General features: G+C 66.4%; 28 protein-coding genes. 13 read left to right on the top strand and 15 right to left on the bottom strand.

The genetic code is table 11. The features are described 5' to 3' along the window. Positions 1–89 precede the first annotated feature (89 nt). From NU688_RS15610 to NU688_RS15600, 3 genes are all read left to right on the top strand, one after another. Positions 90–830: an SDR family oxidoreductase gene (locus NU688_RS15610; protein WP_257861607.1), complete on the top strand. Its 741-nt coding sequence runs from the start codon at positions 90–92 to the stop codon at positions 828–830. Positions 831–892: 62 nt separating this feature from the next. After that, positions 893–1,789: an SDR family NAD(P)-dependent oxidoreductase gene (locus tag NU688_RS15605; protein WP_257861606.1), complete on the top strand. Its 897-nt coding sequence runs from the start codon at positions 893–895 to the stop codon at positions 1,787–1,789. Positions 1,790–1,831: 42 nt separating this feature from the next. Continuing rightward, positions 1,832–2,056 (top strand): SlyX family protein, encoded by a 225-nt coding sequence (locus NU688_RS15600; protein ID WP_206175084.1) that lies wholly within the window; start codon positions 1,832–1,834, stop codon positions 2,054–2,056. Positions 2,057–2,066: 10 nt separating this feature from the next. Here NU688_RS15600 and NU688_RS15595 read toward each other — a convergent pair whose 3' ends face one another. From NU688_RS15595 to cyoA, 8 genes are all read right to left on the bottom strand, one after another. Beyond that, positions 2,067–2,750: a hemolysin III family protein gene (locus NU688_RS15595; RefSeq protein ID WP_257861603.1), complete on the bottom strand. Its 684-nt coding sequence runs from the start codon at positions 2,748–2,750 to the stop codon at positions 2,067–2,069. 81 nt (positions 2,751–2,831) lie between these two features. After that, positions 2,832–3,395, bottom strand: a complete 564-nt coding sequence (locus tag NU688_RS15590; protein WP_257861602.1) for a response regulator transcription factor — start codon at positions 3,393–3,395, stop codon at positions 2,832–2,834. Next, positions 3,392–4,762 (bottom strand): ATP-binding protein, encoded by a 1,371-nt coding sequence (locus tag NU688_RS15585; protein ID WP_257861601.1) that lies wholly within the window; start codon positions 4,760–4,762, stop codon positions 3,392–3,394. Before NU688_RS15585 ends, NU688_RS15590 begins: the two co-directional genes overlap by 4 nt. Further along, positions 4,746–5,612: an SURF1 family protein gene (locus NU688_RS15580; protein ID WP_374684655.1), complete on the bottom strand. Its 867-nt coding sequence runs from the start codon at positions 5,610–5,612 to the stop codon at positions 4,746–4,748. The genes NU688_RS15585 and NU688_RS15580 overlap by 17 nt, the downstream gene beginning before the upstream one ends. Then, the gene (gene cyoD / locus NU688_RS15575) at positions 5,609–6,010 is read right to left on the bottom strand and encodes a cytochrome o ubiquinol oxidase subunit IV (protein WP_257861598.1); all 402 of its coding nucleotides are present in this window, start codon (positions 6,008–6,010) and stop codon (positions 5,609–5,611) included. Before cyoD ends, NU688_RS15580 begins: the two co-directional genes overlap by 4 nt. 151 nt (positions 6,011–6,161) lie before the next feature. Then, positions 6,162–6,827, bottom strand: a complete 666-nt coding sequence (gene cyoC / locus NU688_RS15570; RefSeq protein ID WP_257861597.1) for a cytochrome o ubiquinol oxidase subunit III — start codon at positions 6,825–6,827, stop codon at positions 6,162–6,164. Beyond that, on the bottom strand, positions 6,820–8,841 hold the full coding sequence (cyoB, locus tag NU688_RS15565; protein ID WP_374684654.1) for a cytochrome o ubiquinol oxidase subunit I: 2,022 nt from the start codon (positions 8,839–8,841) through the stop codon (positions 6,820–6,822). Before cyoB ends, cyoC begins: the two co-directional genes overlap by 8 nt. Next, on the bottom strand, positions 8,838–9,863 hold the full coding sequence (gene cyoA / locus NU688_RS15560) for a ubiquinol oxidase subunit II (protein ID WP_257861595.1): 1,026 nt from the start codon (positions 9,861–9,863) through the stop codon (positions 8,838–8,840). The genes cyoB and cyoA overlap by 4 nt, the downstream gene beginning before the upstream one ends. Before the next feature lie 182 nt (positions 9,864–10,045). Between cyoA and NU688_RS15555 the strand changes: the two genes are divergently transcribed. The 4 genes from NU688_RS15555 (at position 10,046) to NU688_RS15540 (ending at position 13,079) form a co-directional block, all read left to right on the top strand. Continuing rightward, on the top strand, positions 10,046–11,398 hold the full coding sequence (locus tag NU688_RS15555; protein ID WP_257861594.1) for an MFS transporter: 1,353 nt from the start codon (positions 10,046–10,048) through the stop codon (positions 11,396–11,398). An 85-nt stretch (positions 11,399–11,483) separates the two neighbouring features. Next, positions 11,484–12,173: an HAD family phosphatase gene (locus tag NU688_RS15550; RefSeq protein ID WP_257861593.1), complete on the top strand. Its 690-nt coding sequence runs from the start codon at positions 11,484–11,486 to the stop codon at positions 12,171–12,173. Then, the gene (locus NU688_RS15545) at positions 12,170–12,727 is read left to right on the top strand and encodes a hypothetical protein (RefSeq protein ID WP_257861592.1); all 558 of its coding nucleotides are present in this window, start codon (positions 12,170–12,172) and stop codon (positions 12,725–12,727) included. Before NU688_RS15550 ends, NU688_RS15545 begins: the two co-directional genes overlap by 4 nt. Positions 12,728–12,752: 25 nt before the next feature. Beyond that, on the top strand, positions 12,753–13,079 hold the full coding sequence (locus tag NU688_RS15540) for a hypothetical protein (RefSeq protein WP_257861591.1): 327 nt from the start codon (positions 12,753–12,755) through the stop codon (positions 13,077–13,079). Here the strand turns inward: NU688_RS15540 and NU688_RS15535 are convergent. From NU688_RS15535 to NU688_RS15515, 5 genes are all read right to left on the bottom strand, one after another. Beyond that, on the bottom strand, positions 13,022–14,035 hold the full coding sequence (locus tag NU688_RS15535) for an isopenicillin N synthase family oxygenase (RefSeq protein ID WP_257861590.1): 1,014 nt from the start codon (positions 14,033–14,035) through the stop codon (positions 13,022–13,024). The genes NU688_RS15540 and NU688_RS15535 overlap by 58 nt on opposite strands. 16 nt (positions 14,036–14,051) lie before the next feature. Continuing rightward, positions 14,052–14,795: an amino acid ABC transporter ATP-binding protein gene (locus tag NU688_RS15530; RefSeq protein WP_257861589.1), complete on the bottom strand. Its 744-nt coding sequence runs from the start codon at positions 14,793–14,795 to the stop codon at positions 14,052–14,054. Continuing rightward, positions 14,792–15,502: an amino acid ABC transporter permease gene (locus NU688_RS15525; RefSeq protein WP_257861588.1), complete on the bottom strand. Its 711-nt coding sequence runs from the start codon at positions 15,500–15,502 to the stop codon at positions 14,792–14,794. Before NU688_RS15525 ends, NU688_RS15530 begins: the two co-directional genes overlap by 4 nt. A 94-nt stretch (positions 15,503–15,596) precedes the next feature. Continuing rightward, entirely contained in the window at positions 15,597–16,292 is a 696-nt protein-coding gene (locus tag NU688_RS15520) for an amino acid ABC transporter permease (RefSeq protein ID WP_257861586.1), read from the bottom strand. Positions 16,293–16,456: 164 nt separating this feature from the next. Further along, entirely contained in the window at positions 16,457–17,284 is an 828-nt protein-coding gene (locus NU688_RS15515; protein ID WP_042580588.1) for an ABC transporter substrate-binding protein, read from the bottom strand. A 162-nt stretch (positions 17,285–17,446) separates the two neighbouring features. Here NU688_RS15515 and fabV point away from each other — a divergent pair, with 162 nt between their 5' ends. From fabV to NU688_RS15500, 3 genes are read left to right on the top strand one after another with little or no spacing between them, the layout of a single operon-like run. Further along, positions 17,447–18,643 (top strand): enoyl-ACP reductase FabV, encoded by a 1,197-nt coding sequence (gene fabV / locus NU688_RS15510; protein ID WP_257861585.1) that lies wholly within the window; start codon positions 17,447–17,449, stop codon positions 18,641–18,643. A 26-nt stretch (positions 18,644–18,669) separates the two neighbouring features. Continuing rightward, the gene (locus NU688_RS15505; RefSeq protein ID WP_257861584.1) at positions 18,670–19,089 is read left to right on the top strand and encodes a group II truncated hemoglobin; all 420 of its coding nucleotides are present in this window, start codon (positions 18,670–18,672) and stop codon (positions 19,087–19,089) included. A gap of 32 nt (positions 19,090–19,121) precedes the next feature. Then, entirely contained in the window at positions 19,122–20,345 is a 1,224-nt protein-coding gene (locus tag NU688_RS15500) for an NAD(P)/FAD-dependent oxidoreductase (protein WP_257861583.1), read from the top strand. Positions 20,346–20,379: 34 nt separating this feature from the next. Here NU688_RS15500 and NU688_RS15495 read toward each other — a convergent pair whose 3' ends face one another. Beyond that, positions 20,380–21,045, bottom strand: coding sequence for a Smr/MutS family protein (locus NU688_RS15495; protein WP_257861582.1), 666 nt, complete (start codon positions 21,043–21,045; stop codon positions 20,380–20,382). After that, positions 21,045–21,722, bottom strand: a complete 678-nt coding sequence (gene radC, locus NU688_RS15490; RefSeq protein ID WP_257861580.1) for a DNA repair protein RadC — start codon at positions 21,720–21,722, stop codon at positions 21,045–21,047. The genes NU688_RS15495 and radC overlap by 1 nt, the downstream gene beginning before the upstream one ends. A 129-nt stretch (positions 21,723–21,851) precedes the next feature. On the opposite strand from radC, the gene NU688_RS15485 reads away from it, so the two are divergent. From NU688_RS15485 to NU688_RS15475, 3 genes are read left to right on the top strand one after another with little or no spacing between them, the layout of a single operon-like run. Beyond that, positions 21,852–22,295, top strand: a complete 444-nt coding sequence (locus tag NU688_RS15485) for a peptidylprolyl isomerase (protein ID WP_257861865.1) — start codon at positions 21,852–21,854, stop codon at positions 22,293–22,295. Next, the gene (gene ispH, locus NU688_RS15480) at positions 22,292–23,260 is read left to right on the top strand and encodes a 4-hydroxy-3-methylbut-2-enyl diphosphate reductase (RefSeq protein WP_257861579.1); all 969 of its coding nucleotides are present in this window, start codon (positions 22,292–22,294) and stop codon (positions 23,258–23,260) included. Before NU688_RS15485 ends, ispH begins: the two co-directional genes overlap by 4 nt. Continuing rightward, positions 23,257–24,219 carry a threonine/serine dehydratase gene (locus NU688_RS15475; protein WP_257861578.1) on the top strand — a complete coding sequence of 321 codons (963 nt, stop codon included), beginning with the start codon at positions 23,257–23,259 and terminating at the stop codon, positions 24,217–24,219. Before ispH ends, NU688_RS15475 begins: the two co-directional genes overlap by 4 nt. The last annotated feature ends 26 nt before the right edge of the window (positions 24,220–24,245 follow it).

The following is a 24,245-nucleotide window of genomic DNA, read 5'->3' as shown; positions in this document are numbered from 1 at the left end:
ATTGTATTGACGATTGGCAGGTGATTATCTTTTGGTTGGAACGATCGATCATTCGTCTCACCAACCAACCACTGCAAAGGAATCGCACCATGACCACCCGCAACCTCCAAGTCGCCATCGTCACCGGCGCATCGCGCGGCATCGGCGCCGCCGTTGCGCAGCGTCTCTCGAAGGACGGCTTCGCCGTCGCCGTCAACTACGCCTCGGGCTCGGCGCAGGCCGACGCGCTGGTCGCCGAACTCACGGCGGCCGGCGGCAAGGCCATCGCGGTCAAGGCCGACGTGGCCAGCGCCGACGAAGTGCGCGCCATGTTCGACACCGTCGAAGCGCAACTCGGCAAGGTCGACGTGCTGGTGAACAACGCCGGCGTGCTCAAGACCGTGCCGCTGGCCGACCACACCGACGCGCTCTACGACCAGACCTTCGACATCAACGTGCGCGGCACCTTCAACACGCTGCGCGAAGCCGCCACGCGCTTGAACGCGGGCGGCCGCATCGTCAACTTCTCTAGCACCACGCTCGCGTTGAACATGCCCGGCTACGCGATCTACAACGCCACCAAGGCGGCGGTCGAGGCCTTCACGCACGTGTTCGCCAAGGAACTGCGCGGCCGCAACGTCACGGTGAACGCCGTGGCACCGGGCCCGATCGCGACCTCGCTCTTCCTCGACGGCAAGACCGAGGAACAGATCCAGGCCTTCGCCAAGATGCCACCGTTGCAGCGCCTGGGCCAGCCGGAGGACATTGCCTCGGTGGTGGCCTTCCTCGCCGGTCCCGATGCGGGCTGGGTCAACGGCCAGATCCTGCGCGCCAACGGTGGCGTCGCCTGAATCCCATCCTTCCTTCATTCACCTGTTCAACCCAACCCAACTCAACCTTTCGGAGAAACATCATGCAAAAGCAAATCATCCTGGTCACCGGCGCAGGCACCGGTATCGGCAAGCTCACTGCCCAATCCCTGGCCGAGGCAGGCCATGTCGTCTACGCGTCGATGCGCGACGTCGCGGGCCGCAACAGTGGCCGTGCTGCCGAGATGCGCAGCTACGCCGCGGCCAAGGGCCTGCAGCTGCACCCGCTCGAACTCGACGTGCTCTCGCAGGCGTCGGCCGATGCGGCCGCAGCCACCATCGTTCGCGAGCAGGGCCACATCGACGTGGTGATGCAGAACGCCGGCCACCTCGTGGTCGGCCCGACCGAGGCCTTCACGCCCGAGGAAATCGTCAAGGTGTTCGACACCAACGTGCTCGGCGCCCAGCGCGTGAACCGCGCGGTGCTGCCGTACCTTCGGAAGCAAGAGTCCGGGCTCATGCTGTGGATCAGCAGCACGACCACCAAGGGCGGCTTCCCGCCGTTCATGGGCCCCTACGGCGCGGCCAAGGCGGCGATGGATTCGCTGGCCGTCACGCTGGCCTACGAGATCGCGCGCTTCGGCATCGAGACCTCGATCATGGTGCCCGGCGCCTTCACCAAGGGCACCGACCATTTCCCGAGCGCCGGCAAGCCGGCCGACGCCGCCACCACGGCTGCCTACGGCCGCTACGACGGCGTGATGGACCGGATCGGCCAGAGCCTCTCGGCGCTGATGCCCGACGATGCCGATCCGCAGGCCGTGGCCGACGAGATCGTGCGCATCGTGAACTTGCCGGCCGGCCAGCGTCCGATGCGCTCGGTGATCGACTTCGTGGGCGATGGCGCCAAGGAAGTGTTCGAGGTGTCGGAGCGCGTGCGCATCGAGTTCGCGCATCGCATCGGCATGGGGGACCTGCTCGAAGCGAAGATCAAGCGCTGAAGCGTCACGAAGAACCGGTAGGTCTTCCTGTCCAATAGCGGCATGGAACACCTACCGAACGACGTGACCGAGCGTCTGACCGAACTCGAAATCAAGTCGAGCTACGCCGACGACCTGCTGGAGCAGCTGAACATGACGATCTACCGCCAACAGCAGCAGATCGACAGCCTGATCCAGCAGGTGGCGCACCTGCGGCAACAGAGCCAGAACGCGGGGCAGGACGGCGCGGCGCGCAATCTCCGCGACGAGCTACCGCCGCACTATTGAAAGAGAAAGCTCAGCCGTGCGAGTGCCAGAGCACGGCGAAGAAGTGGCAGGTGCTGCCGGCCAGCACGAACAGATGCCACACCGAATGGGCAAAGCGGATCTTGTTGTCGAACAGGAAGACGACAGCACCAGCGGTATAGAAGAGCCCGCCGGCCACGAGCCAACCCAGCCCCGCCGGTGACATGCGCTCATACAGCGGCACTGCCGCCATCAGCGCCATCCACCCCATCGCCACATAGAGCCCCGTCGACCACAGCGGATGCTGCAGCCGGTTGAACAGCTTGGCGCCCACGCCCAGCGCGGCCGCGGCGCAGATCGCGCCGAAAAGCGTCCAGCCCCACGGCCCGCGCAGCACGCCGAACAGGAAGGGCATGTAGCTGCCCGCGATGAAGAGATAGATGGCCGCGTGGTCCAGCCGGTTGAACCAGGCCTTGGCGCGGCCGATCGGCAGCGCGTGGTACAGCGTGGAGATCAGGTACAGCACGATGGCCGTGCCCGCGAAGAGCGAGACGCCGACCACGCTCGCGGCCTGGCCCTTCTGGGCGGCGCTGTAGATCAGGATCGGCAGCGAGGCGATCGCCAGCACCAGGCCGAGGCCGTGGCTCAGGGCGTTGAAGAGCTCCTCCATCCCGGTCTGGTCGCGGACCGCGGGCGCCGGCTTCTTCGGCTCGGCGGGGAGGGGCTGCAGCTGCATGGGTGGGCTATTCGTCATCAGGAACAGAACCTCGAGAATCGGTTTTGGTTCCGCATGAATTCGCGAAACCGGCAGATCATGTTACTTGACCTGCTGTTTGCCGAGTTTGCGTGCCAATGTGCGCCGATGCATGCCAAGACGTCGCGCGGTCTCGGAGATGTTGAAGCCAGTCTCGGCCAGCATCTCGTGGATGCGCTCCCACTCCAGGGTCTTGATCGAGGTCGAGCGGTTGGTCAGTTCCACCTCGGTGGTGCCGTTCGCGCGGCCGAAGGCGGCCTCGATGTCGTCGGTGTTCGAGGGCTTGGCCAGGTAGTGGCAGGCGCCCAGCTTGATGGCCTCCACCGCGGTGGCGATGCTGGCGAAGCCGGTGAGCACCACGATCAGCGTCTTCGGGTTGTGCCGGTGCAGCATCTGCACGCAGGCCAGGCCCGAGGCTTCGCCGTTGAGCTTCAGGTCGACCACCGCGTAGCCGGGCGATTGCTCCGGTGAGCGGGTCTCCAGCAGCGCTTCGACCTCCTCGGCATTGCTCGCATGCATCACCGCATAGCCGCGGCGCTCGAAGGAGCGGCTGAGCGTGCGCGCGAAGGCGCCGTCGTCTTCGACGATCAGCAACTGGCGTTGGGCTTCGGCGGTTGCTTGCGTCATGGCTTTGCGTTGGCGATGGGATCGGCCGGCGCGACCGCTTCGTCGTCTTCCAGCACGACGGCCGCGAGCGGCAGCGTGACGGTCACGATCGCGCCGCCCTCGGGCCGGTTGCGCGCCGCGACGCGGCCGCCCAGGGTGCGCGCCACGTTGGCGACCAGGAACAGCCCGAGCCCGCCCCCCGGGCGGCCCTTGCTTGTCTGGTAGGGCTTGCCGAACTCCTTGAGGATTGCCGGGAGGAACCCCGGGCCCGCGTCGGTGACGGTGATCGTGAGGTTGTCGGCATCGTGCGCCGCTTCCAGGCGCAGCCAGTGCGGCGATGCCTCCAGCGCGTTGTCGAGCACGTTGCAGATCATCTGCTTGAGGGCCGAGTCGGAGACCATGGGCAGGTCCTGCCCGAAGCGGTTGTCGTAGTCGAACTCTTCCACCGGGCGCGTGGTGCGCCATTCCTCCACGAGGTCATCGAGGAAGGTGCTCACCGTGGTTTCTTCGGACGACTCGCCGCGCGCCTCGCCGGCCGACAAAAGGATGCCGCTCACGATGCTCTTGCAGCGCTGGATCTGCAGTTCCATCTCGGCCACTTCGGTCAGGAGTTCGGGGTCGGAGCTGAAGTGCGGCAGCCGGCGCCAGTCGCCCAGGATCACCGCCAGCGTGGCGAGCGGCGTGCCCAGTTCGTGCGCGGCGCCCGAGGCGAGCAGGCCCATGCGCACGATGTGTTCTTCTTCCGAGGCGCGCTGGCGCAGGTCGGCCAGCCGCGCATCGCGTGCGCGCAGGTTGCCGTTGATGCGGGTGATGAAGATCACCAGCAGCGCCGCATTGAGCGCGAAGCACACCAGCATGCCCTGGATGTAGGGGCTCCAGAGGCCCCGGTTGTGGTCCAGTGGCAGCGCGAGCGGGCGCGAGAACAGCGCCAGGCCCGCGAAGCACAGGCTGGTGATGACCACGATGGTCCAGGTCGACCAGGCCTTCAGCAGCACCGCGCCCAGGATCACCTGCAGCAGGTAGAGAAAGACGAACGGGTTGGTCGCGCCGCCGCTCAGGTAGAGCTGGGCCGTGAGCGTGGCCACGTCGACCAGCAGCGCGAGGAACAGCTCGCCGTTGGTCACCCGGCGATGGGTGCGCGAGCGCAGCAGGCTCACCATGTTGAAGAGCGCCAGGCAGGTGAGCACCTGCAGCATGTTGTCCAGCGGCAGCCGGATGCCGAAGCCGTAGTGGACCATCAGGATGGTGGCCACCTGCCCGACCACCGCGAACCAGCGCAGCTGGATCAGCTGCTGCATGTTCTTGTGGCCGGTGGCGTTGTCCAGGCTCGCGACGCCTGCGCGGGGAGCGGGCAGTTCGCCCGCGACCGCTTCAGTCGCGGTGCGCATCGGGGCGAGGGCTGGGGTCGGCATGGGGCGCATTTTCGCTGCTGCCGCCGGGAGCCCGCCCGGCGCGCTTGCGCCCGTCGCGCCAGACGAACCAGGCGGCGCCCAGCACCATCAGCGCCAGCCCGTACCAGGTGAGGGCGTAGACGAGGTGGCTGTTGGGAAAGGCGATGACCGTGAGGCCGCGCACGGGGTAGTCGGCCATGTCGGCCGCTTGGGGCGAGAGCGACGGATCGGCCTCGGCATCGACGAAATAGGGCGCCACCTCATTCAGCCCGCGTGCCGCGCCGATGGCCTGCACGTCGCGCGAGAACCAGCGGTCTGCGGCCGGGTCGTTCTTGCGGAGGAACCCGCCCTTGGGTTCGGTGATGCGCAAGAGGCCGGCGATCGTGACCTCGCCCTTCGCCTCGGTGGTCGCGCGGCTCGCGCGTTCGCGGGCTTCGGGCGGCACGAAGCCTCGATTGACCAGAATCACCGTGCCGTCGGCTGCCTGCAATGGCGTGAGCACCCAGAAGCCGGCGCCGAGCCGGGTGCTGGCCTGGGTCAGCGTTTCCTTGTCGTGCAGGAAGGTGCCGGTGACGTGCAGGTGGCGGTATTCGTCATTGGCCGCGTTCACTCGCGGCCAGTCGGCGCGCGCGGGGGGCTCGGCGGCCGGGGCATGCACGCGCTGGTCGACGCGGGCGATGAGATCGAGCTTCCAGGCTCGGCGCTCGACTTGCCAGGTACCGAGCGCGAAGAAGCCGGCAAAGGCCAGCACCGCGCAGACCGCCAGTGCCATCCGGGCAGCCGCGGAGCGCGGTCGGCTGGCCGGTTTGTTGTTGTGGCTGAGGTGGTCTGGCGCGGGAGGCGTCAAGGCATGTTCTTCATGTCGTGCACCGACATCGGCATCATGTTCGTGTTCATGTGATACATGACCCAGAGCGATCCGGCCAGCGTGATGACGACGAGCACGATCGTGAAGATCAGTGCCAGCATGTTCCAGCCGCTCTCGGACTTGGCGTCCATGTGCAGGAAATAGATCATGTGGACCACGATCTGCACCGCGGCGAAGCCCAGGATGATGAGCGACGTGGTGTTCGTGCTGGCGAAGGCCTTGCCCATGACGAGCCAGAACGGAATCGCGGTGAGGATCACGGCCAGCACGAAGCCGGTCATGTAGCCCTTGAAGGTGCTGTGGCTCACGGGGCCATCGTCGTGATGGTCGTCGTGCGTGTCATGACCGTGCGCGGCGGTGTCGATGTGGGCGCTCATTGAACAACCTCGTTGTGTGATACGTCGGCAATGGTCTTGTCGAGGAACACCGTGGAACCGGCTTTGCCGGGCCACTGGTGTTGCCCCCGGTAGGGGGTAGGAGAAGCGACACGAAGTGCGCGCAGCCTGGGGGCGAGCCTTATTGCTGCGCTCATGCCATCGATCCCATCAGGTAGACGAAAGTGAAGACGCCGATCCAGACCACGTCCAGAAAGTGCCAGAACATCGACAGGCACATCAGGCGGCGGCGGTTCGCGGCGGTGAAGCCGTGCTTGGGCAACTGGATCATCAGCACGATGAGCCAGATGATGCCGAAGCTCACGTGCAGGCCGTGGGTGCCGACCAGTGCGAAGAACGACGACAGGAACGCGCTGCGCTGCGGGCCCGCGCCTTCGTGCAGCAGGTGCGCGAATTCGTAGAGTTCCAGGCCGATGAAGCCCGCGCCAAGGAGGCCCGTGATGGCCAGCCACACGAGCACGCCGCCCATGCGCTTCTTCTGCATCTCGAGCATCGCGAAGCCGTAGGTGATCGACGACAGCAAGAGCAGCGAGGTGTTGATCGCCACCAGCGGCAGGTCGAACAGGTCAGCGCCCGAGGGGCCGGCCGCGTAGTTGCGGCCCAGCACGCCGTACACCGCGAACAGGCACGCGAAGATGAGGCAGTCGCTCATCAGGTAGAGCCAGAAGCCCAGCAGCGTGCCGTTTTCGGGGTGGTGGTCGTTGCCGACGTGGAACAGCTCGAACACGGGCGGCTTGCCCGTCTGGTCGCTATGGGGGTGCGAAGACCCCGGGGGGTGGAGAGCGGTGGTATCAGACATGGGCGGCTCCCGAGACTCCCAAGAGGCGCGTGCGCTCGCCCTCGGTGCGAACGACGTCTTCCGCGGGGATGTAGTAGTCGCGCTTGTAGTTGAAGGTGTGCGTGATCACGGCGACCAGCATGGCGACGAAGCCGACGCCCGCCACGAGCCACATCTGCCAGATCAGTGCGAAGCCGCAGAGCGCTGCCAGGGCTGCGATGATGAAGCCGGCGCTGGTGTTCTTGGGCATATGGATCGGAGTGAAGCCCTCGAGCGGACGCTCGTAGCCGCGGCGCTTCATGTCGGTCCAGGCATCGTTGTCATGGATGCGCGGCGTGAACGCGAAGTTGTAGGCCGGCGGCGGCGAGGAGGTCGACCATTCGAGCGTGCGGCCATTCCACGGATCGCCCGTGGTGTCGCGCAGCGATTCGCGGCGGATGTAGCTCACCACCAGCTGGATGATGAACGAAGCGATGCCCAGCGCGATCAGCACAGCACCGAAGGCGGCGATCTGGAACCAGATCTGCAGCGACATGTCCTGGAAGTGGCTCATGCGGCGGGTGACGCCCATCAGGCCCAGGATGTACAGCGGCATGAAGGCGAACCAGAAGCCCACGATCCAGAACCAGAACGAGCACTTGCCCCAGAACGGATCGAGCTTGTAGCCGAAGGCCTTCGGGTACCAGTAGGTGATGCCCGCCAGCATGCCGAACAGCACGCCGCCGATGATCACGTTGTGGAAGTGGGCGATCAGGAACAGGCTGTTGTGCAGCACGAAGTCGGCCGGCGGCACCGCCAGCAGCACGCCGGTCATGCCGCCGATCACGAAGGTGATCATGAAGCCGATGGTCCACATCATCGGCAGCTCGTAGCGGATGCGGCCGCGGTACATGGTGAAGAGCCAGTTGAAGATCTTCGCGCCCGTCGGGATCGAGATGATCATCGTCGTGATGCCGAAGAATGAATTCACGCTGGCGCCCGAGCCCATGGTGAAGAAGTGGTGCAGCCACACGAGGTACGAGAGGATCGTGATCACGACCGTGGCGTACACCATCGAGGCGTAGCCGAAGAGGCGCTTGCCCGAGAAGGTGGAGACCACTTCCGAGAAGATGCCGAAGGCCGGCAGGATCAGGATGTACACCTCGGGGTGGCCCCAGATCCAGATCAGGTTCACGTACATCATGGCGTTGCCGCCCAGGTCGTTCGTGAAGAAGTTGGTGCCGACGTAGCGGTCGAGCGACAGCAGGGCCAGCACGGCGGTCAGCACCGGGAAGGCAGCGACGATCAGCACGTTGGTGCAGAGGGCGGTCCAGGTGAAGACGGGCATCTTCATCATGGTCATGCCGGGCGCGCGCATCTTCACGATGGTCGCCAGCAGGTTCACGCCGGATAGCAATGTGCCTACCCCCGCTATCTGCAACGACCATATGTAGTAGTCCACCCCCACGTCCGGACTGAACAGGATGCCCGACAGCGGCGGGTAGGCCAGCCAGCCGGTCTTGGCGAACTCGCCGACGAACAGCGACGCCATCACCAGGCCCGCGCCGAAGGTGGTCATCCAGAAGCTGAAGTTGTTCAGGAACGGAAAGGCCACGTCGCGCGCGCCGATCTGCAGCGGCACCACGAAGTTCATGAGGCCCGTGACCAGCGGCATCGCCACGAAGAAGATCATGATCACGCCGTGGGCGGTGAAGACCTGGTCGTAGTGGTGCGGCGGCAAAAAGCCCGCGTTGTCGCCGAAGGCGAAGGCCTGCTGGGCCCGCATCATGATGGCGTCGGAGAAGCCGCGCAGCAGCATCACCAGGCCCAGGATGATGTACATGATGCCGATCTTCTTGTGGTCGATGCTGGTGATCCAGTCGCGCCACAGCACGCCCCACACCTTGAAGTAGGTGATGGCGCCCAGGAGGGCGATGCCGCCGAGCACGACGGCGATGAAGGTCACGAGCAGGATGGGCTCGTGAAAGGGAATCGCCTCCCAGGTGAGGCGGCCGAAGACGAGCTTCGTCAGGTCAAGGTTCGCGAGCATCGTCATTCTTCGGTGGTGCACATCGCCGTGACGTACTTACGCTTGGGCGAGTTGAGGGTGTCGGGTTGCCAGCTCTGCATGGTGGCGACGTTGAAGGCGCCGGGCTTGCCCAGGCCGCCGTCGGCGTCGATGGCCATCATCTGGCTCATGCACATCTTGTTGCGGTCGACGCAGCGGTTGAGGATGGCGTTGTACAGGTCGGCGTCGACGGTCGCGTAGTGGCGCACGGGCTCGCGCTCGCTGGGCACTTCGAGCTTCGTGTAGCCCTCGCGGGTGAGCTCGCCTTCCTTGCCGGCCTTGACCTTGGCAACCCACTGGTCGAAGTCGCCGCTGCTCAGGCCGTGGAACTTGAAGCGCATGCCCGAGAAGCCCGCGCCGCTGTAGTTGGCCGAGAAGCCTTCGAACTCGCCCGGCTTGTTGATCACCGCGTGCAGCTTGGTTTCCATGCCCGGCATGGCGTAGATCTGGCCGGCCAGCGCGGGAATGAAGAAGGAGTTCATCACCGAGGAGGCCGTGATCTTGAAGCTGATCGGCACGTCCACCGGCGCGGCCAACTCATTCACCGTGGCGATGCCCTGCTCGGGGTAGATGAAGAGCCACTTCCAGTCGAGTGCCACCACTTCGACCACCAGCGGCTTGGTCTCGGGCGAGATCTGGCGCTTGGCATCCAGGCGGCTCAGGGGCCGGTAGGGGTCGAGCGTGTGGGTGCTGATCCAGGTGATCGCGCCGAGCGCGATGATGATCAGCAGCGGCGCGGCCCAGATCGCGAGTTCGAGCTGGGTGGAGTGGTCCCAGTCGGGGCTGTAGGTGGCCTCCTTGTTCGACTGGCGGTAGCGCCAGGCGAAGAAGATGGTCAGTCCGATCACCGGGATGATGATGATCAGCATCAGCACGGTGGACACGACGATCAGTCGGCCCTGCTGGTTGGCGATGTCGCCGGAGGGGTTCATGAGCACCGTGTTGCAGCCCGCCAGGAAGGCGAGGGGAAGCAACACGAGCCATCGGCGAAGGGATAGGAGGGTGGGCATGCCGAAGAGAAAGAAAGAGGTGCGTGGGCTGCGCAAAGACTCCACAATCTACGACCAAAGGTTCCCGCCGCCTATTGGACGTTTTGTCCTATGGCGGGAATCCCCGTTCGGTGAGACGCTTGGAGCCTCTGTTCAATGGTCTACCTTTGTCACTGCCGGTGACACCCGAATTACAAAACGCAATGACGACGACGTCCAGCATCAGTCCGCAAGGCGCACAGCCTGTGCCGAACACGTCCGGAAACGGCGCCAGCCTGAGCCAGAGTGGCGACGCCGATCACTCGCATATCGCCCCGGGCGAGATCGCGGTCGGCGTGATCATCGGCCGCGCCTCCGAATATTTCGACTTCTTCGTCTACGGCATCGCCTCGGTGCTGGTGTTTCCGTACATCTTCTTTCCGTTCGAGCAGCGCCTGGAGGGAATCCTTTACGCGTTCGTGGTCTTCTCGTTCGCCTTCATCGCACGGCCGTTCGGAACTGTCATCTCGATGTCGATCCAGCGACGATTCGGGCGCGAAACCAAGCTGACCATCGCACTGTTCCTGCTGGGCACGTCCACGGCCGGCATCGCTTTCCTGCCGGGCTATGACAGCATCGGGTTCACGGCGATCGTGCTGCTGTCGGTGTTCCGTTTCTGCCAGGGCCTGGCGCTCGGCGGCTCGTGGGACGGCCTGCCGTCGCTGCTGGCGCTGAACGCACCGCCCAATAAGCGCGGCTGGTACGCCATGCTGGGCCAGCTGGGCGCGCCCATCGGCTTCTTCATTGCCAGCGCGCTGTTTGCGTTTCTCTACGCCAGCCTGTCGATCAAGGACTTCCTCGACTGGGGCTGGCGCTACACCTTCTACGTGGCCTTCGCGATCAACGTGGTGGCACTGTTCGCGCGCCTGCGGCTGGTGGCGACCGAAGAGTATTCGCGCCTGCTCGAAGAGCGCGAGCTGCAGCCCACCAGCGTGGTCGAGCTGACCCGCTCGCAGGGCACCAACTTGCTGATCGGTGCGTTCGCCGCGCTGGCCAGCTATGCGCTGTTCCATCTGATCACCGTGTTCCCGTTGTCGTGGATCACGCTGTACTCGGACCAGTCGATCACCGAATTCCTGGTGGTGCAGATGATTGGCGCGGTGTTCTGCGCCGGCGGCATCGTGGCCTCGGGCCTGATCGCCGACCGCGTGGGACGCCGTTTCACTTTGGGCGGCCTGGCCGCACTGATCGCGGTGTTCAGCGGCTTTGCGCCCACGCTGCTCGACGGCGGCCGCCTCGGGCAGGACGTGTTCATCCTGCTGGGCTTCGTGCTGCTGGGCCTGTCTTACGGTCAGGCGGCAGGTGCCGTGACCTCGAACTTCGAACCCAAGTACCGCTACACCGGCGCGGCACTCACGGCCGACTTGGCCTGGCTGATCGGCGCCGCGTTCGCACCGCTGGTGGCGCTGGGGCTGTCGGCGAACTTCGGGTTGGCTTACGTGAGCGTCTACCTGCTCTCGGGCGCGGCCGGCACGCTGGCGGCGCTGGGCTTGAACCGGGCCTTGGTGCGCGACTGAGCGCATCGAAAGCTGTTGCTGAAAAGGGGCCTTCCGGCCCCTTTTTCTTTTCCGATTCTGCGGTGTGCTGCCTTAGGATTCGCCCATGTTCTCCGCCGCCATCTTCGACATGGACGGGCTTCTCATCGACTCGGAGCGGCCCATCATGGCCGCCTGGATCGAAGCGGCCCGCACGCTCGACATCGAGCTTTCGCACAGCGAGTACCTGCAGGTCGTGGGCCTCGCCACCTCGGAGTCCGAGGTGATCCTCGGCGCGCTGCTCGGCGGGCCCGATGCCTACCGCCACGCGATCGAGCACGTTCGCAAACTGCTGCAGCTGGAGCGCTCGGATGGCACGCCGCTCTTTCCCATCAAACCCGGCGCGGCCGAGTTCTTGACCGCATTGCGCCAACGCGGCACGCGTTGCGCCGTGGCGTCGTCGTCCACCAGCGGGCAGATCCAGGCCTGCCTCGGCAGCCTCGACGTGCTCCATCACTTCGATGCCTTTGCAGGCGGTGACGAGGTGGCGCGCGCCAAGCCCGATCCGGCGCTCTACCTGCTCGCGGCCTCGCGCCTGGGCGTGGACCCGGCGGAGTGCATCGCCTTCGAGGACAGCGAGAACGGCGCCAAGGCCGCGCTGGCGGCGGGGCTGCGTGTCGTGATCGTGCCGGACCTCAAGCATCCGCCTGCATCGATCGTCGAGCGGGCCTTTCACGTGCTCAACTCGCTGCACGACGCAACGGCGCACCTGCCGCGCTGGTTTCCCGAGCGCCCGACCGGCAGCCTGGCGGCATGACGGTGCTGCGACGGCATCTGCTTCTGGGCACCGCCCTCGTGCCGCTGGGCAGGGGCGCCCAGGCACAGCGCTTGCCGATGCAAAAGGCGAAGCGGATGAACGGCAGCCTGCAGGCGTTCGACCTCTCGCTCACCGAGAAGTCCACGGCGCCCGATGGAACGATGTCCGTGGTGGCCGAGGCCGATGCGGGCGTCGAAGTCGTCGGCCTGGCCATCGACATCGGGCCCGACTGGAAAGTGGTGAACCCGCAGATGCATGTGCTGAGCTACACCGGCGAGCTGCGGTTGCGCAGCCTCGGGCCGCGCAGCGATGCGTTTGTCAGGTTCATTGCGAAAGCGCACGGTCTCGCCATTGCGACCGATGCCATGGCGACCGAACGGCGGGTGCAGGTGATCAGCAACTTCCCACCGGGTGCGGACCTCGTGCTGAATGCAGGCGGCCGGGTCGACCGCGACACATCGGTCTGGATGCGCATCGACTGGCCGCACAGGCTTTTTTCCATCGGCTCCAGCGATGCGCAGCACCTGCTTGACGTGCTGACGCGCGCGGCTTGAAACTCTCCGCAATCCGGAGGTCCGCATGGCCATCAAGATCGGCACCCTGTGCCACGTCGTCGACAGCTGCCTCGCCTCGCCGATGACCGAGCGCGCGGTCGGCCGCATCGTGGAGGTGGTCTCGGCGCCCTATGAAGCGCCCAGCGAGCGCTACCTGCCCGGCACCTACTACGACGTGCAGTTCGAGGGCTGGACCTTTTATTGTCGCAGCGACAAGCTCGTGCCCATCTCCGATCCCGATGCGGATATCGGCAGTTGGGAAGACGAGTTCATCGACATCCCCGCAAGCCAGGCTCAGAGCACTTCGTCGCGCAACTGCGGGAACACCTTCGACACCTTCGCGAGCAGGTAGTCGCCATAGCGGCCGCTGAAGGCGTGCACGTTGGCGCGGTCCCAGCGCTCGGCGCTGTCGTCGAGTGCCTTGGCGCCCGCAAGCCCTTCGATGCGCTGCACGCGCGCTTCGAAATTCGGATCGAAGAACAGCGGAAACGACAGCCGGTTGCGCCCCGAGGTGTTGCGCTTCACGCGATGCGGCGTCGACTTGTAGAGCCCGCCGGTCATGCGGTCGAGCATGTCGCCGATGTTGCAGACGAAGGAGCCCGCAATCGGCGGTGCGTCGATCCAGCCGCCCGGCGTGTGCACCGCGAGGCCGCCCACGCTGTCCTGGTGCAGGACGGTGAGGAGGCCATAGTCGGTGTGCTCGCCCACGCCCCATTGCACGTCGAGCCCTTCGGGCACCGGCTGCGAGGGGTAGTTGAAAAGGCGGAACAGGATCAGCGGATCGGCGGTGTAGCGCTCGGCGAAATACGACGCCGGCAGACCGAGGCTCAGTGCAATGCCTTCCATCAGGCGATGGCCGAGCTGCGTCACCGCAGCCATGTACTCAAGGATGGTCTCGCGAAAGCCTGGCACATCGGGAAACAGATTCGGCCCATGCACCGGCGTCTTCGCCTGCACCAGCGTATGCGTGGCGGGCAGTTCGGTGCCGAGGTAGAGGCCTTCCTTCCAGTCGGGCCGACCCGAGGTCAGCTCGCCGCCGAGCGGGAAGAAGCCGCGCCACGCGCGCCCGCCCAGGGCCATGCGCCACTGCATCTTGGTTTCTTCGGGCAGCTCGAAGAATCGGTGGCTCAGGTCTTCGAGCCGTTGCACCAGCGCGGCATCGACGCCGTGACCCGTGACATAGAAGAAGCCGTGCGCGCGGCAGGCGGCACCGATCTGCGCGGCCACGTCGCTGCGTTCGGGCGCGCCGGCCACGAGCGGCGCGACGTCGATCACGGGCAGCGAAAGAAGAGGGGCGGTGGTGGTCATGGTCGAAGAGAGCATGTCACGCGTCGCGGGCAAACGGCGAACGGATGTCCGAAAGAAACTGCTGCGCACGCGGATGCTGCGGCCGGTTGAAAAAATCGTCGGGCGTCGCGCGTTCGAGCACCTTGCCTTCGTCCATGAAGATCACGCGGTCGGCCACCTCGCGCGCGAAGCCCATCTCGTGCGTCACGCAGACCATGGTCATGCCGTCGCGCGTGAGGTCGCGCATCACCAGCAGCACCTCGCCGACCATCTCGGGGTCGAGCGCGCTGGTGGGTTCGTCGAACAGCATCAGCGGTGGCTGCATCGCGAGCGCGCGCGCAATCGCCACGCGCTGCTGTTGCCCGCCCGAGAGCTCGCTCGGCCACGCATTGGCCTTGTTCGCGAGGCCCACGCGGTGCAGCAGCGCCATCGCGCGTTCCTCGGCCTCCTTGCGTGTAAGGCCGCGCAATTGCATCGGCGCCATCGTGCAGTTCTGCAGCACCGTGAGGTGCGGGAACAGGTTGAACTGCTGGAACACGAAGCCGATGCGCGAGCGGAACGCGTTCACGTCTGTGCCGGGCGCGTGAATGTCCTGGCCCTCGAAGAGGATGCGGCCCGACTGGATCGGCTCCAGCCGGTTGAAGGTGCGGATCAGCGTCGACTTGCCCGAGCCCGAAGGCCCGCACACCACGACGACCTCGCCCTTGTGGATGGTCTCGTTGATGTCGACCAGGGCCTGGTAGCTGCCGTACCACTTGTTGACGTTCTGCAGTTCGATCATGCGGACACCTTGGAGGCCGTGGTGGACATGCCGCGGCGCGCGAGCCGACGCTCCAGCCAATAGGCAAAGCGCGACAGGCCGAAGCAAAGAATGAAATACGTGCCGCCCAGGATCAGGTAGATCTGCGCGGGCTTGGTGAACACCTGCGTGTTGATCTGCGTCGCGATGAACGACACCTCGGCCAGGCCGATGATGTAGCCGAGCGAGGTCTCCTTGATGGTCGAGACGAACTGATTCACCAGCGAGGGCAGCATGCTGCGCAGCGCCTGCGGCAACACCACGAGGCGCATCGCGCGGAAGTAGCTCAGGCCGAGCGCACGCGCCGTTTCCATCTGCCCGCGCGGCAGGCCCTGGATGCCGGCGCGCACGATCTCGGCGAGGTAGGCGGCATCGAAGATCACGAGCGCGATCAGCATGGTGGTGAACTGGTCGGTCTTCACGCCCGTCACGCTGGGCAGGAAGAAGTAGGCCCAGAAGATCACCATCAGCAGCGGCAGGCCGCGCACCACGAACACGAAGCCCGTCACCGGCCAGCGGAGCCACCGCCACGGGCTCACGCGCGCGAGGCCGAGCACGATGCCCAGCGGCAGCGCAAGCACGAGCCCGCACGAGGCCAGCAGCAGCGTGAGCACCAGTCCGCCGAGCGGGCCGTTCGGGTACTGCCCGATGAGGAAGTAGACCCAGTAGTCGTTGATGATCTGAAGCATCAGCAATGGCCCCCACGCTCGGCACTGCGTGTCCTCGCTGCCCCCCGAGGGGGCCGCTCGCGCCTTGGGGCGGCCCGGCGCCGCTCGAACGCGTTCATATCGTCCGCACCGGGAACCGGTGGTGATACCAAGTGGCGAGGCCGGTGATGGCCAGCGACACCGTCAGGTACGCCACGCTCGCGAACGCGAACGACTCGAAGCTGCGGAAGGTCGCGCTCTCGACCTGCCCGGCCTGGTACATCAGCTCGGCCACGCCGATCACGGTGGCGATCGAGGTGTTCTTCCAGAGGCTCAGCGTCTGCGAGATCAGCGGCGGCACGGTGATGCGCAGTGCCTGCGGCAGCACGACGCGGCGCATGGTGTCCAGGAAGCCGAAGCCCAGCGCGCGCCCGGCCTCGAACTGCACGGTCGGTATCGCGCGGATGCCGCTGCGGATGTCTTCCGCCATGAAGGCCGCCGTGTACAGCGCGAGCGCGACGATGGCGCTGTAGGCCTCGATGTGGCCCGCATAGAGCCATTGCTTGATGCCGTCGGGCAGCAGCTCGGGCGCGCCGAAATACCAGAAGAGCATGTGCGCGAGCAGCGGAATGTTGCGGATCGACTCCACGTACGCAAAACCGAGCCAGCGCAGCGGCGCGACCGGCGAGAGGCGCAGCAGCGCCACCACCAGCGCGATGGGCAGCGCCAGCACGAGCGCGGCGGCGAGCAGCTGCAGCGAGAGCAGGAGGCCCGCGACGAGCATGTCGTGGTACTTGCCGGTCAGCAGCAAGGAATAGTCGAACAGGGGCATGGGGGGCGACAGTATCACCGTCGCGAGGGGATTGACTCCCTCCCGTTCCGGGGGAGGGTTGGGTGGGGGCACGACGGCGATCGATGCGCCGCGGCTTGCTCAAAGGTCGCTTGCCCCCATCCCGGCCTTCCCCCAGAGGGGGAAGGAGAAAGTCAGAAGACCGGTCAGTCGATCTTGTCGCTGTCCAGCTTGAAGTCGCGCGTCTGGAAGCCCGATGCGGTGTCCGGCCCGTACCACTTCACGAAGATCTTCTGCGCCTCGCCCGATTTCTCGAGCTCGCGCAGCGTGTCGTCCACCACCGCCTTCAGGCCGCTCTCGCCCTTCTTGATGCCGATGGCCAGCGCCTCGGTGCTCAGGTTCTGCTTGAGCACCACGTACTGCGCCTTCGCCGGACCGAGCTTGGCGTAGCTGCGCAGCAGCGCGGCCTCGTCGTCCACGTAGCCGACGCCCTTGCCTTGCTGCAGCGCCTGGAAGGCCTGCTGGCTCGTGTCGAAGGTCACGACCTCTGCGGTGGGCACGGCCTTGCGGATGTTGGGCTCCTGCGTGCCGCCGCGGATGGTCAGCACCTTCTTGCCGCCCAGCTGCGGGATGTCGGCGATGCCGCTGTCCTTCTTCACGATGGCCTTCTGGCCGGTCACGAAGGTGGTGAGCGAGAAGTCGATCTGCGCCTCGCGCTCCTTGTTGTGCGTGAGGCCGGCGGCCACCAGGTCCACGTGGCCCTGCTGCAGCTCGGGAATGCGCGCGGCCACGGCGATTTGCTTGAGCACCGGCTTCACGCCGATCTTCTTGGCGATGGCGTTCACCAGGTCGACTTCGTAGCCGACGATCTGGCGCGTCTTCGGGTCGACGAAGGTGGCAGGCTCGTCGGTGCCGAGCACGCCGACCACGAGCTCGCCCTTTTTCTTGATGTCGGCGAGCTGGTCCGCGTGGGCGACGGTGCCCAAGAGGAAGGTGGAGGCGGCGAGGGCCGCGGCGAGCAGGGTGTGGCGCATGGTTGTTCTCTCTCCAATTGGAAATCAGGGCCGAACCATATCAATAAAACCTCTGATTATTAAATCGTCAATCGACATATGCATATGGCGCGTATGGGATGCCTCCGCGACCGGCTGGGTTAAATTCGCGGCCTTCCCGGCATCACATCCAGCGAGGTCTTCATGATCATCAAACCGCGCGTGCGCGGCTTCATCTGCGTCACGACCCATCCCACGGGCTGCGAAGCCAACGTCAGGCAGCAGATCGACTACGTGCTGGCGCAGGGCCGGATCGCTGGAGGGCCGAAGAAGGTGCTCGTCATCGGCGCATCGACCGGCTACGGCCTCGCCGCGCGCATCACCGCGGCCTTCGGCAGCGGCGCCGATACGTTGGGCGTTTTCTTCGAGCGGCCCGGCAGCGAGAGCAAGCCCGGCTCGCCCGGCTGGTACAACACCGCCGCCTTCCATCGCGCGGCGGCCGAAGAAGGCCTCTACGCGAAGAGCATCAACGGCGACGGCTTCTCCGACGACGTGAAGCAGAAGACCATCGATGCGATCCGCGCGGACCTCGGCCAGGTCGACCTCGTCGTCTACAGCCTGGCCGCGCCGCGGCGCACCCACCCGAAGACCGGCCAGGTCTTCAACTCGACGCTCAAGCCCATCGGCAAAGCCGTGACCCTGCGGGGCCTGGACACCGACAACGAGGTCGTCAAGGAAACCGTGCTGGAGCCCGCCACAGAGGAAGAAATAGCCAACACCGTCGCCGTGATGGGCGGCGAGGACTGGCAGATGTGGATCGACGCGCTGCAGGCCGCCGGCGTGCTGGCCGAAGGCGCGAAGACCACCGCCTTCACCTACCTGGGCGAGCAGATCACGCACGACATCTACTGGAACGGCTCCATCGGCGCCGCCAAGAAGGACCTCGATCAGAAGGTGCTCGGCCTGCGCGCCGGGCTGGCCGCGAAGGGCGGCGATGCGCGCGTCTCGGTGTTGAAGGCGGTCGTGACGCAGGCGAGTTCGGCTATTCCGATGATGCCGCTGTACCTGTCGCTGCTCTTCAAGGTGATGAAGGAAAAGGGCACGCACGAAGGCTGCATTGAGCAGGTCCACGGCCTGTTTGCCGAGAGCCTCTACGGCAACACCCCGCACCTCGACGACGAAGGACGCCTGCGCGCGGACTACAAGGAACTGGCTCCCGACGTGCAGGCGCGCGTGGTCGAACTCTGGCCCCAGGTCACGAGCGAGAACATCCATGAACTCACCGACTTCGCGGGTTACAAGACCGAGTTCCTGCGCCTCTTCGGCTTCGCGGTCGAAGGCGTGGACTACGAGGCGGACGTGAACCCCGATGTGGGCATTCCGAACCTCGTGCAGGCCTAGACACACGCAGAGGGATACTCCCGCCCATGCAGATTCAAGAAAAGCCGCCCGCCGGCACCCCCTTCGAGCGGATTGGCGGCGAGCCGAAAGTGGAGGCGCTGGTCGAGCGCTTCTACGACCTGATGGACCTCGAGCCCGCCTACGCGCAACTTCGCGCCGTGCACGGCACCAGCCTCGACAACGCGCGCCAGCGCCTCTTCTGGTTCCTGTGCGGCTGGCTCGGCGGCCCGCAGCACTACACCGATCGCTTCGGCCATCCGATGTTGCGCGCGCGTCATCTGCCGCAGAGCATCGGTGGCCACAGCATCGGCATCAAGGAGCGCGACCAGTGGCTCGCCTGCATGGACCAGGCGATGGGCGAGACCGGCGTGCCCGATGACTTGCGCGAAAGGCTGCGGACCTCGTTCTTCCAGACCGCCGACTGGATGCGCAATCGCGGCGAATAAAAACAGACACCGATTCCGAAAGACTTTCCCTCATGAATTCCATCGTCATCATCGGCGGCGGCCACGCCGCGGCCCAGCTTTGCGCCGGACTTGCCGAAGCCGGGCAGGGCGCGCGCGTGCACCTGGTCTGCGAAGAGGCCTGCGAGCCGTACCACCGGCCACCGCTCTCGAAGGCATTTCTCAAGAGCGCCGAAGAAACCACGCAGCCCCACAAGGCCGCCGACTGGTACCGCGAAGCGGGCATCACGCTGCACCTGGGCGATGCGGCCGTGGCCATCGACCGCGAGGCGCACACCGTCACGCTGCGCTCTGGCGCGGTACTGCCCTGGGAACGCCTGGTGCTCGCCACCGGCACGCGCGCACGTCAGATGCCCGACCTGAGGCCGGGGCTCGAGAACGTCGCGAGCCTGCGCGCCGCCGACGAGGCGCATCGCCTGCGGGAGCGGCTCGCCGGTGCGCAGCACGTCACCGTGCTCGGCGGCGGCTTCATCGGCCTCGAAGTGGCGGCTACCGCCAAGGCGCTAGGCAAGAGCGTGCAGGTGATCGAGAGCGCACCGCGCCTGCTGGGCCGCGCCGTGTCGCCCGAGCTGTCGGCGCATGTGCTCGCAACGCATCGCGCGGCGGGCATCGACATCGTGCTCGGCGCGCAGACCGGTGCGTTCGAGGTCGAGGGCGAGCGGCTGGTGTCGATCCAGGTCAACGGCGCAAGGCAGCCAGTCGACCTGCTGCTGCTCGGCATCGGCGCCGTGCCCGAGACCGCACTCGCGCAAGCCGGGGGCATCGAGTGCGCCGACGGCATCGTGGTCGATGGCCACATGCAGACCAGCGCGGCCGGCGTGCTCGCCGTGGGCGACTGCACGCGCTTCCCCGATCGCCGCGCGGGCCGCGCGCTGCGGCTCGAATCGGTGCAGAACGCGAACGATCAGGCACGCACCGCAGTTGCCACGCTGACTGGCGCGCCGCGACCGCACGATGCGGTCGCGTGGTTCTGGTCCGATCAGGGCAGCATGCGTTTGCAGATGGTGGGGCTGATGCCGGCTGAAGGCACGCCGGGTTTGACCAGCGTGCGCCGCCCCGGTCCCAAGCCCGAGGCGTTCTCGCTGTTCCACTATGTCGACGGACAGCTCGCATGCGTCGAATCGGTCAACGCGCCGGTCGATCACATGATGAGCCGCAAGCTGCTCGAAGCGGGGCGCAGTCCGGATCCGGTGGCGATTGCGGATGCGACGATTCCGCTCAAGAACCACCTGGCGTAACCGCGCCGCTCCGTGATGCGCGCGCAGGGCGGCTTCAGCGCCGCACCGGCGCCAGCAACACCACCAGAGCGCCCGCACCACCTTCGGCCGGCTTCGCCTGCACGAACGCGATCACTTCGTTCTTCTGGATCAGCCAGCGCTGCGTCTTGGTCTTGAGCACCGGCTGCTTGCCGGGCGACCCCAGCCCCTTGCCGTGCACCACGCGCACGCAGCGCAGGCCCTGCTTGTGCGCATTGCGGATGAACCCGCCGAGCGCCTCGCGCGCCTCGTCGCTGCGCAGGCCGTGCAGGTCGACCTGCGCCTGGATCGACCAGTCGCCCTTGCGCAGCCGCGCCGTCACGTCGGTGCCGATGCCGGGGCGGCGGAAGCTCATGGCGTCATCGACGTCCAGCAGCGTGGTCACGTCGAACTCGTCGGAGAGCGATTCGCGCAGCACGCGTTGCTCGTCGAGCTGGTGCTGCACCGGAATCGGCGCGGGCGGCTCGGGCGCGAGCGGCACCGCGGCCTTGCGGCGTAGCGGTTCGGTGGCGCCGATGGCGCGCGCGAACAGGTCTTTCTCGGCCGCGCGCTTGCGTTCGGCGGCGGCCTTGGCAGCCGCCTCGGCTGCTTCGCGTTCGCGCGTTTCGGCCAGCACGCGCTGTACCTGCTTGAGGTCGGCGAGATTCTTCAGCGTTTTGGGTGGAGAGGGGCGCGAGGCCATCAGAGCAATCCTTTTTCGGCCATCGAGAAGCTCTGCCCCGGGCTCACGATGACGTGGTCGATCACGCGCACGTCCACCAGCGAGAGCGCGGCGCTGAGCGTTTGCGTGAGCGATTCGTCGGCGCGCGAAGGTTCGATGCAGCCGCTCGGGTGGTTGTGTGCCAACACCACGGCCGCGGCCTGATGGTGCAGGGCGCGCATGACGATTTCGCGCGGATAGACGCTCGCCTGCGTGAGCGTTCCGCGAAACAGCTCCTCGAGCACGATCAGCCGGTGCTGCACGTCGAGGAACAGCACCGCAAACACCTCGTGCGGCCGCGAGCCGATGTGCAGCTGCACGTATTGCTTGACCGCATCGGGCGAGTCGAACACCGTGCGCTCCTTGAGCTGCTCGGCCATGGCGCGGCGGGCCAGTTCGAGCACCGCGATGAGTTCGGCACGCTTGGCGTCGCCGCCCATGCCCTTGACGACCTTCAGGTCCTCGGGGCCGGTGTGCAGCAACCCCGAGAGGCCGCCGAAGCGATCGAGCAGTTCCTGCGCCATCTGCAGCACGTTCTTGCCGGGCACGCCGGTGCGCAGCAGCAGCGCGAGCAGCTCGGCGTCGGCCAACGCCGCGGCGCCCCGGGCGATGAGTTTTTCGCGCGGGCGGGTGTTGGCGGGGAGATCCTTGAAAGCCATCGGAACCTGGGGGGAAATCTTGGGAAACCTTGGATGGGACGGGTGGAAGGCCCCCGTCCTTAAAATGCAGTCCAGTTTATCGGGACACCCACCTTGTCTTTGCCCACCTCTGCTGCCCCCATGTCCCCAATGTCCCATGTCGTGACTTCCGGCTCGTTCCTCACCCTGCACTACCGGCTGGCCGGGCCGGCGGGGGACATCATCAACACCTTCGCCGACAAGCCCGCGACCCTGTCGCTGGGCACCGGCGAACTTTCGCCTGCCATGGAGCAGCGCCTGCTGGGCCTCGAAGAAGGCACGCACGCCACCTTCGAACTGCCTGCCGGCGAGGCTTTCGGCGATCGCAATCCCGAGATGCAGCAATGGGTGGCGAAGAAGCTGCTCGCGCAGATGGGCGACCCCGACGAGAAATACGCGGTCGGTGACGTGGTGCAGTTCCCCACGCCGGATGGCACCGGCAGCTATGCGGGCGCGGTGATCGAATCGAGCGAGACCGCGGTGCGCTTCGACTTCAACCATCCGTTGGCTGGCCAGCCTGTGACCTTCGAGGTCCGTCTGATTGGGGTGCTATGAACCGGGGCATCGAGGAAGTCATCCTCGCCGAGCCGCGCGGTTTCTGCGCGGGTGTGGACCGCGCCATCGAGATCGTCGAGCGCGCCATCGCCAAGTTCGGCGCACCGATCTACGTGCGCCACGAGATCGTGCACAACACCTACGTGGTCAACGAACTGAAGTCCAAGGGCGCGATCTTCATCGAGGACCTGGCCGACGTGCCGCCCGGCGCCACGCTGGTGTTCAGCGCGCACGGCGTGAGCAAGGCGGTGGAGCAGGAGGCGCGCGACCGCGGCTTCGAGGTCTTCGATGCCACCTGCCCGCTGGTGACCAAGGTGCACGTCGAGGTGGCCAAGCTCGCCAAGGAAGGCTACGAATTCATCATGATCGGCCACAAGGGGCACCCCGAGGTCGAGGGCACGATGGGCCAGCTCTCCAGCGGCATCCACCTCGTGGAGGACGTGGCCGACGTGGCGAAGGTCTCGCCCGGGCAGACCGACAAGCTCGCGGTCGTCACGCAGACCACGCTCAGCGTGGACGACGCCGCCGAAATCGCCGCCGCGGTGCGCGCGCGCTTTCCCAACGTGCGCGAGCCCAAGCAGCAGGACATCTGCTACGCGACGCAGAACCGCCAGGACGCGGTGAAGATCATGAGCCCGCAGGTCGACCTCGTGATCGTGGTCGGCAGCCCCACCAGCTCCAACAGCAACCGGCTGCGCGAACTCGCGCAGCGCCTGGGCACCGAGAGCTACATGGTCGATTCGGCCGACGAACTCAAGCCCGAGTGGTTCGAGGGCAAGGGCCGCGTCGGCCTCACGGCCGGTGCCTCGGCGCCCGAGGTGCTGGTGCGCGAGGTGATCGATCGCGTGCGGGCTTTCGGCGCGGTGTCGGTCCGCAAGATGGACGGCATCGAGGAGACCATCAAGTTTCCGCTCCCCAAGGGCCTCAAGCTCGACGACATTCCGCCTCCGGGACACATCTCTTGAACAAGCAAACGACAAACTGGCGCTCTGAAATAGAAAGCGCCTCCCGCAGGCTGCGTGAACGCTCCGGCAATTTCCTGCGCCAGACACCGCTCTGGAAGCTGCCCGCATCCGCCTTCGGCATCGAGGTGCCCGGCGTGGAGGTCTGGCTCAAGCTCGAACACCTGCAGGTCAGCGGCAGCTTCAAGGCCCGCGGCATGATGAACCGGCTGCTCGCCAATGAAATCCCCGAGAGCGGCGTGGTCGTGGCCTCCGGCGGCAATGCCGGCATTGCCACAGCCGCGGCCGCCAAGGCGCTGGGCGTGCGCTGCCAGGTGTTTTTGCCCGGTGTGTCGCCCGAAGCCAAGCGCGCGCGCCTGCGTGCGCTGGGCGCCGAAGTGGTCGTGGTCGGCGAGCTGTACCCCGATGCGCTGGCTGCCTGCCTCACGCGGCAGAAGGAAACCGGCGCCTTGCTGACTCATGCCTACGACCAGCCTGAAGTGGTGGCCGGCGCGGGCACGCTGGGCCACGAGATCGAAGCGCAGGGCGGCTTGCCCGATTCGGTGCTCGTGAGCGTGGGCGGCGGTGGCCTCATCGGCGGTCTCGCCGGCTGGTTCGAGAAGCGCGCTCGCGTCGTGGCGCTGGAGCCCGAGAAGGCGCCGACGCTGTTCCGCGCGCGCGAAGCCGGCGAGCCGGTCGATGTCGAGGTCGGCGGCATCGCGGCCGATTCGCTCGGCGCACGCCGCATCGGCGCGATCTCGTGGGAGATCACGCAGCAGCAGGTGCAGGACGCGCTGCTGCTGTCCGACGAAGCCATCCGCGCCGCGCAGCAGTGGCTGTGGAAGGAACTGAAGCTCGCCGTGGAGCCGGCCGCCGCGCTGCCGCTGGCGGCGCTGCAGACCGGCGCCTATGTGCCGCGCGAGGGCGAGAAGGTGTGCCTGATCGTCTGCGGGGCGAACGTGGATCCGGCCACCGTCGCCTGAGATTGCGGGCAAGGCGGGGCGGCGTG

Origin of the sequence: Variovorax sp. ZS18.2.2, assembly GCF_024701975.1 — a bacterium.
GTDB lineage: Bacteria > Pseudomonadota > Gammaproteobacteria > Burkholderiales > Burkholderiaceae_C > Variovorax.
This window is presented reverse-complemented; position numbering and strand designations above follow the sequence as displayed.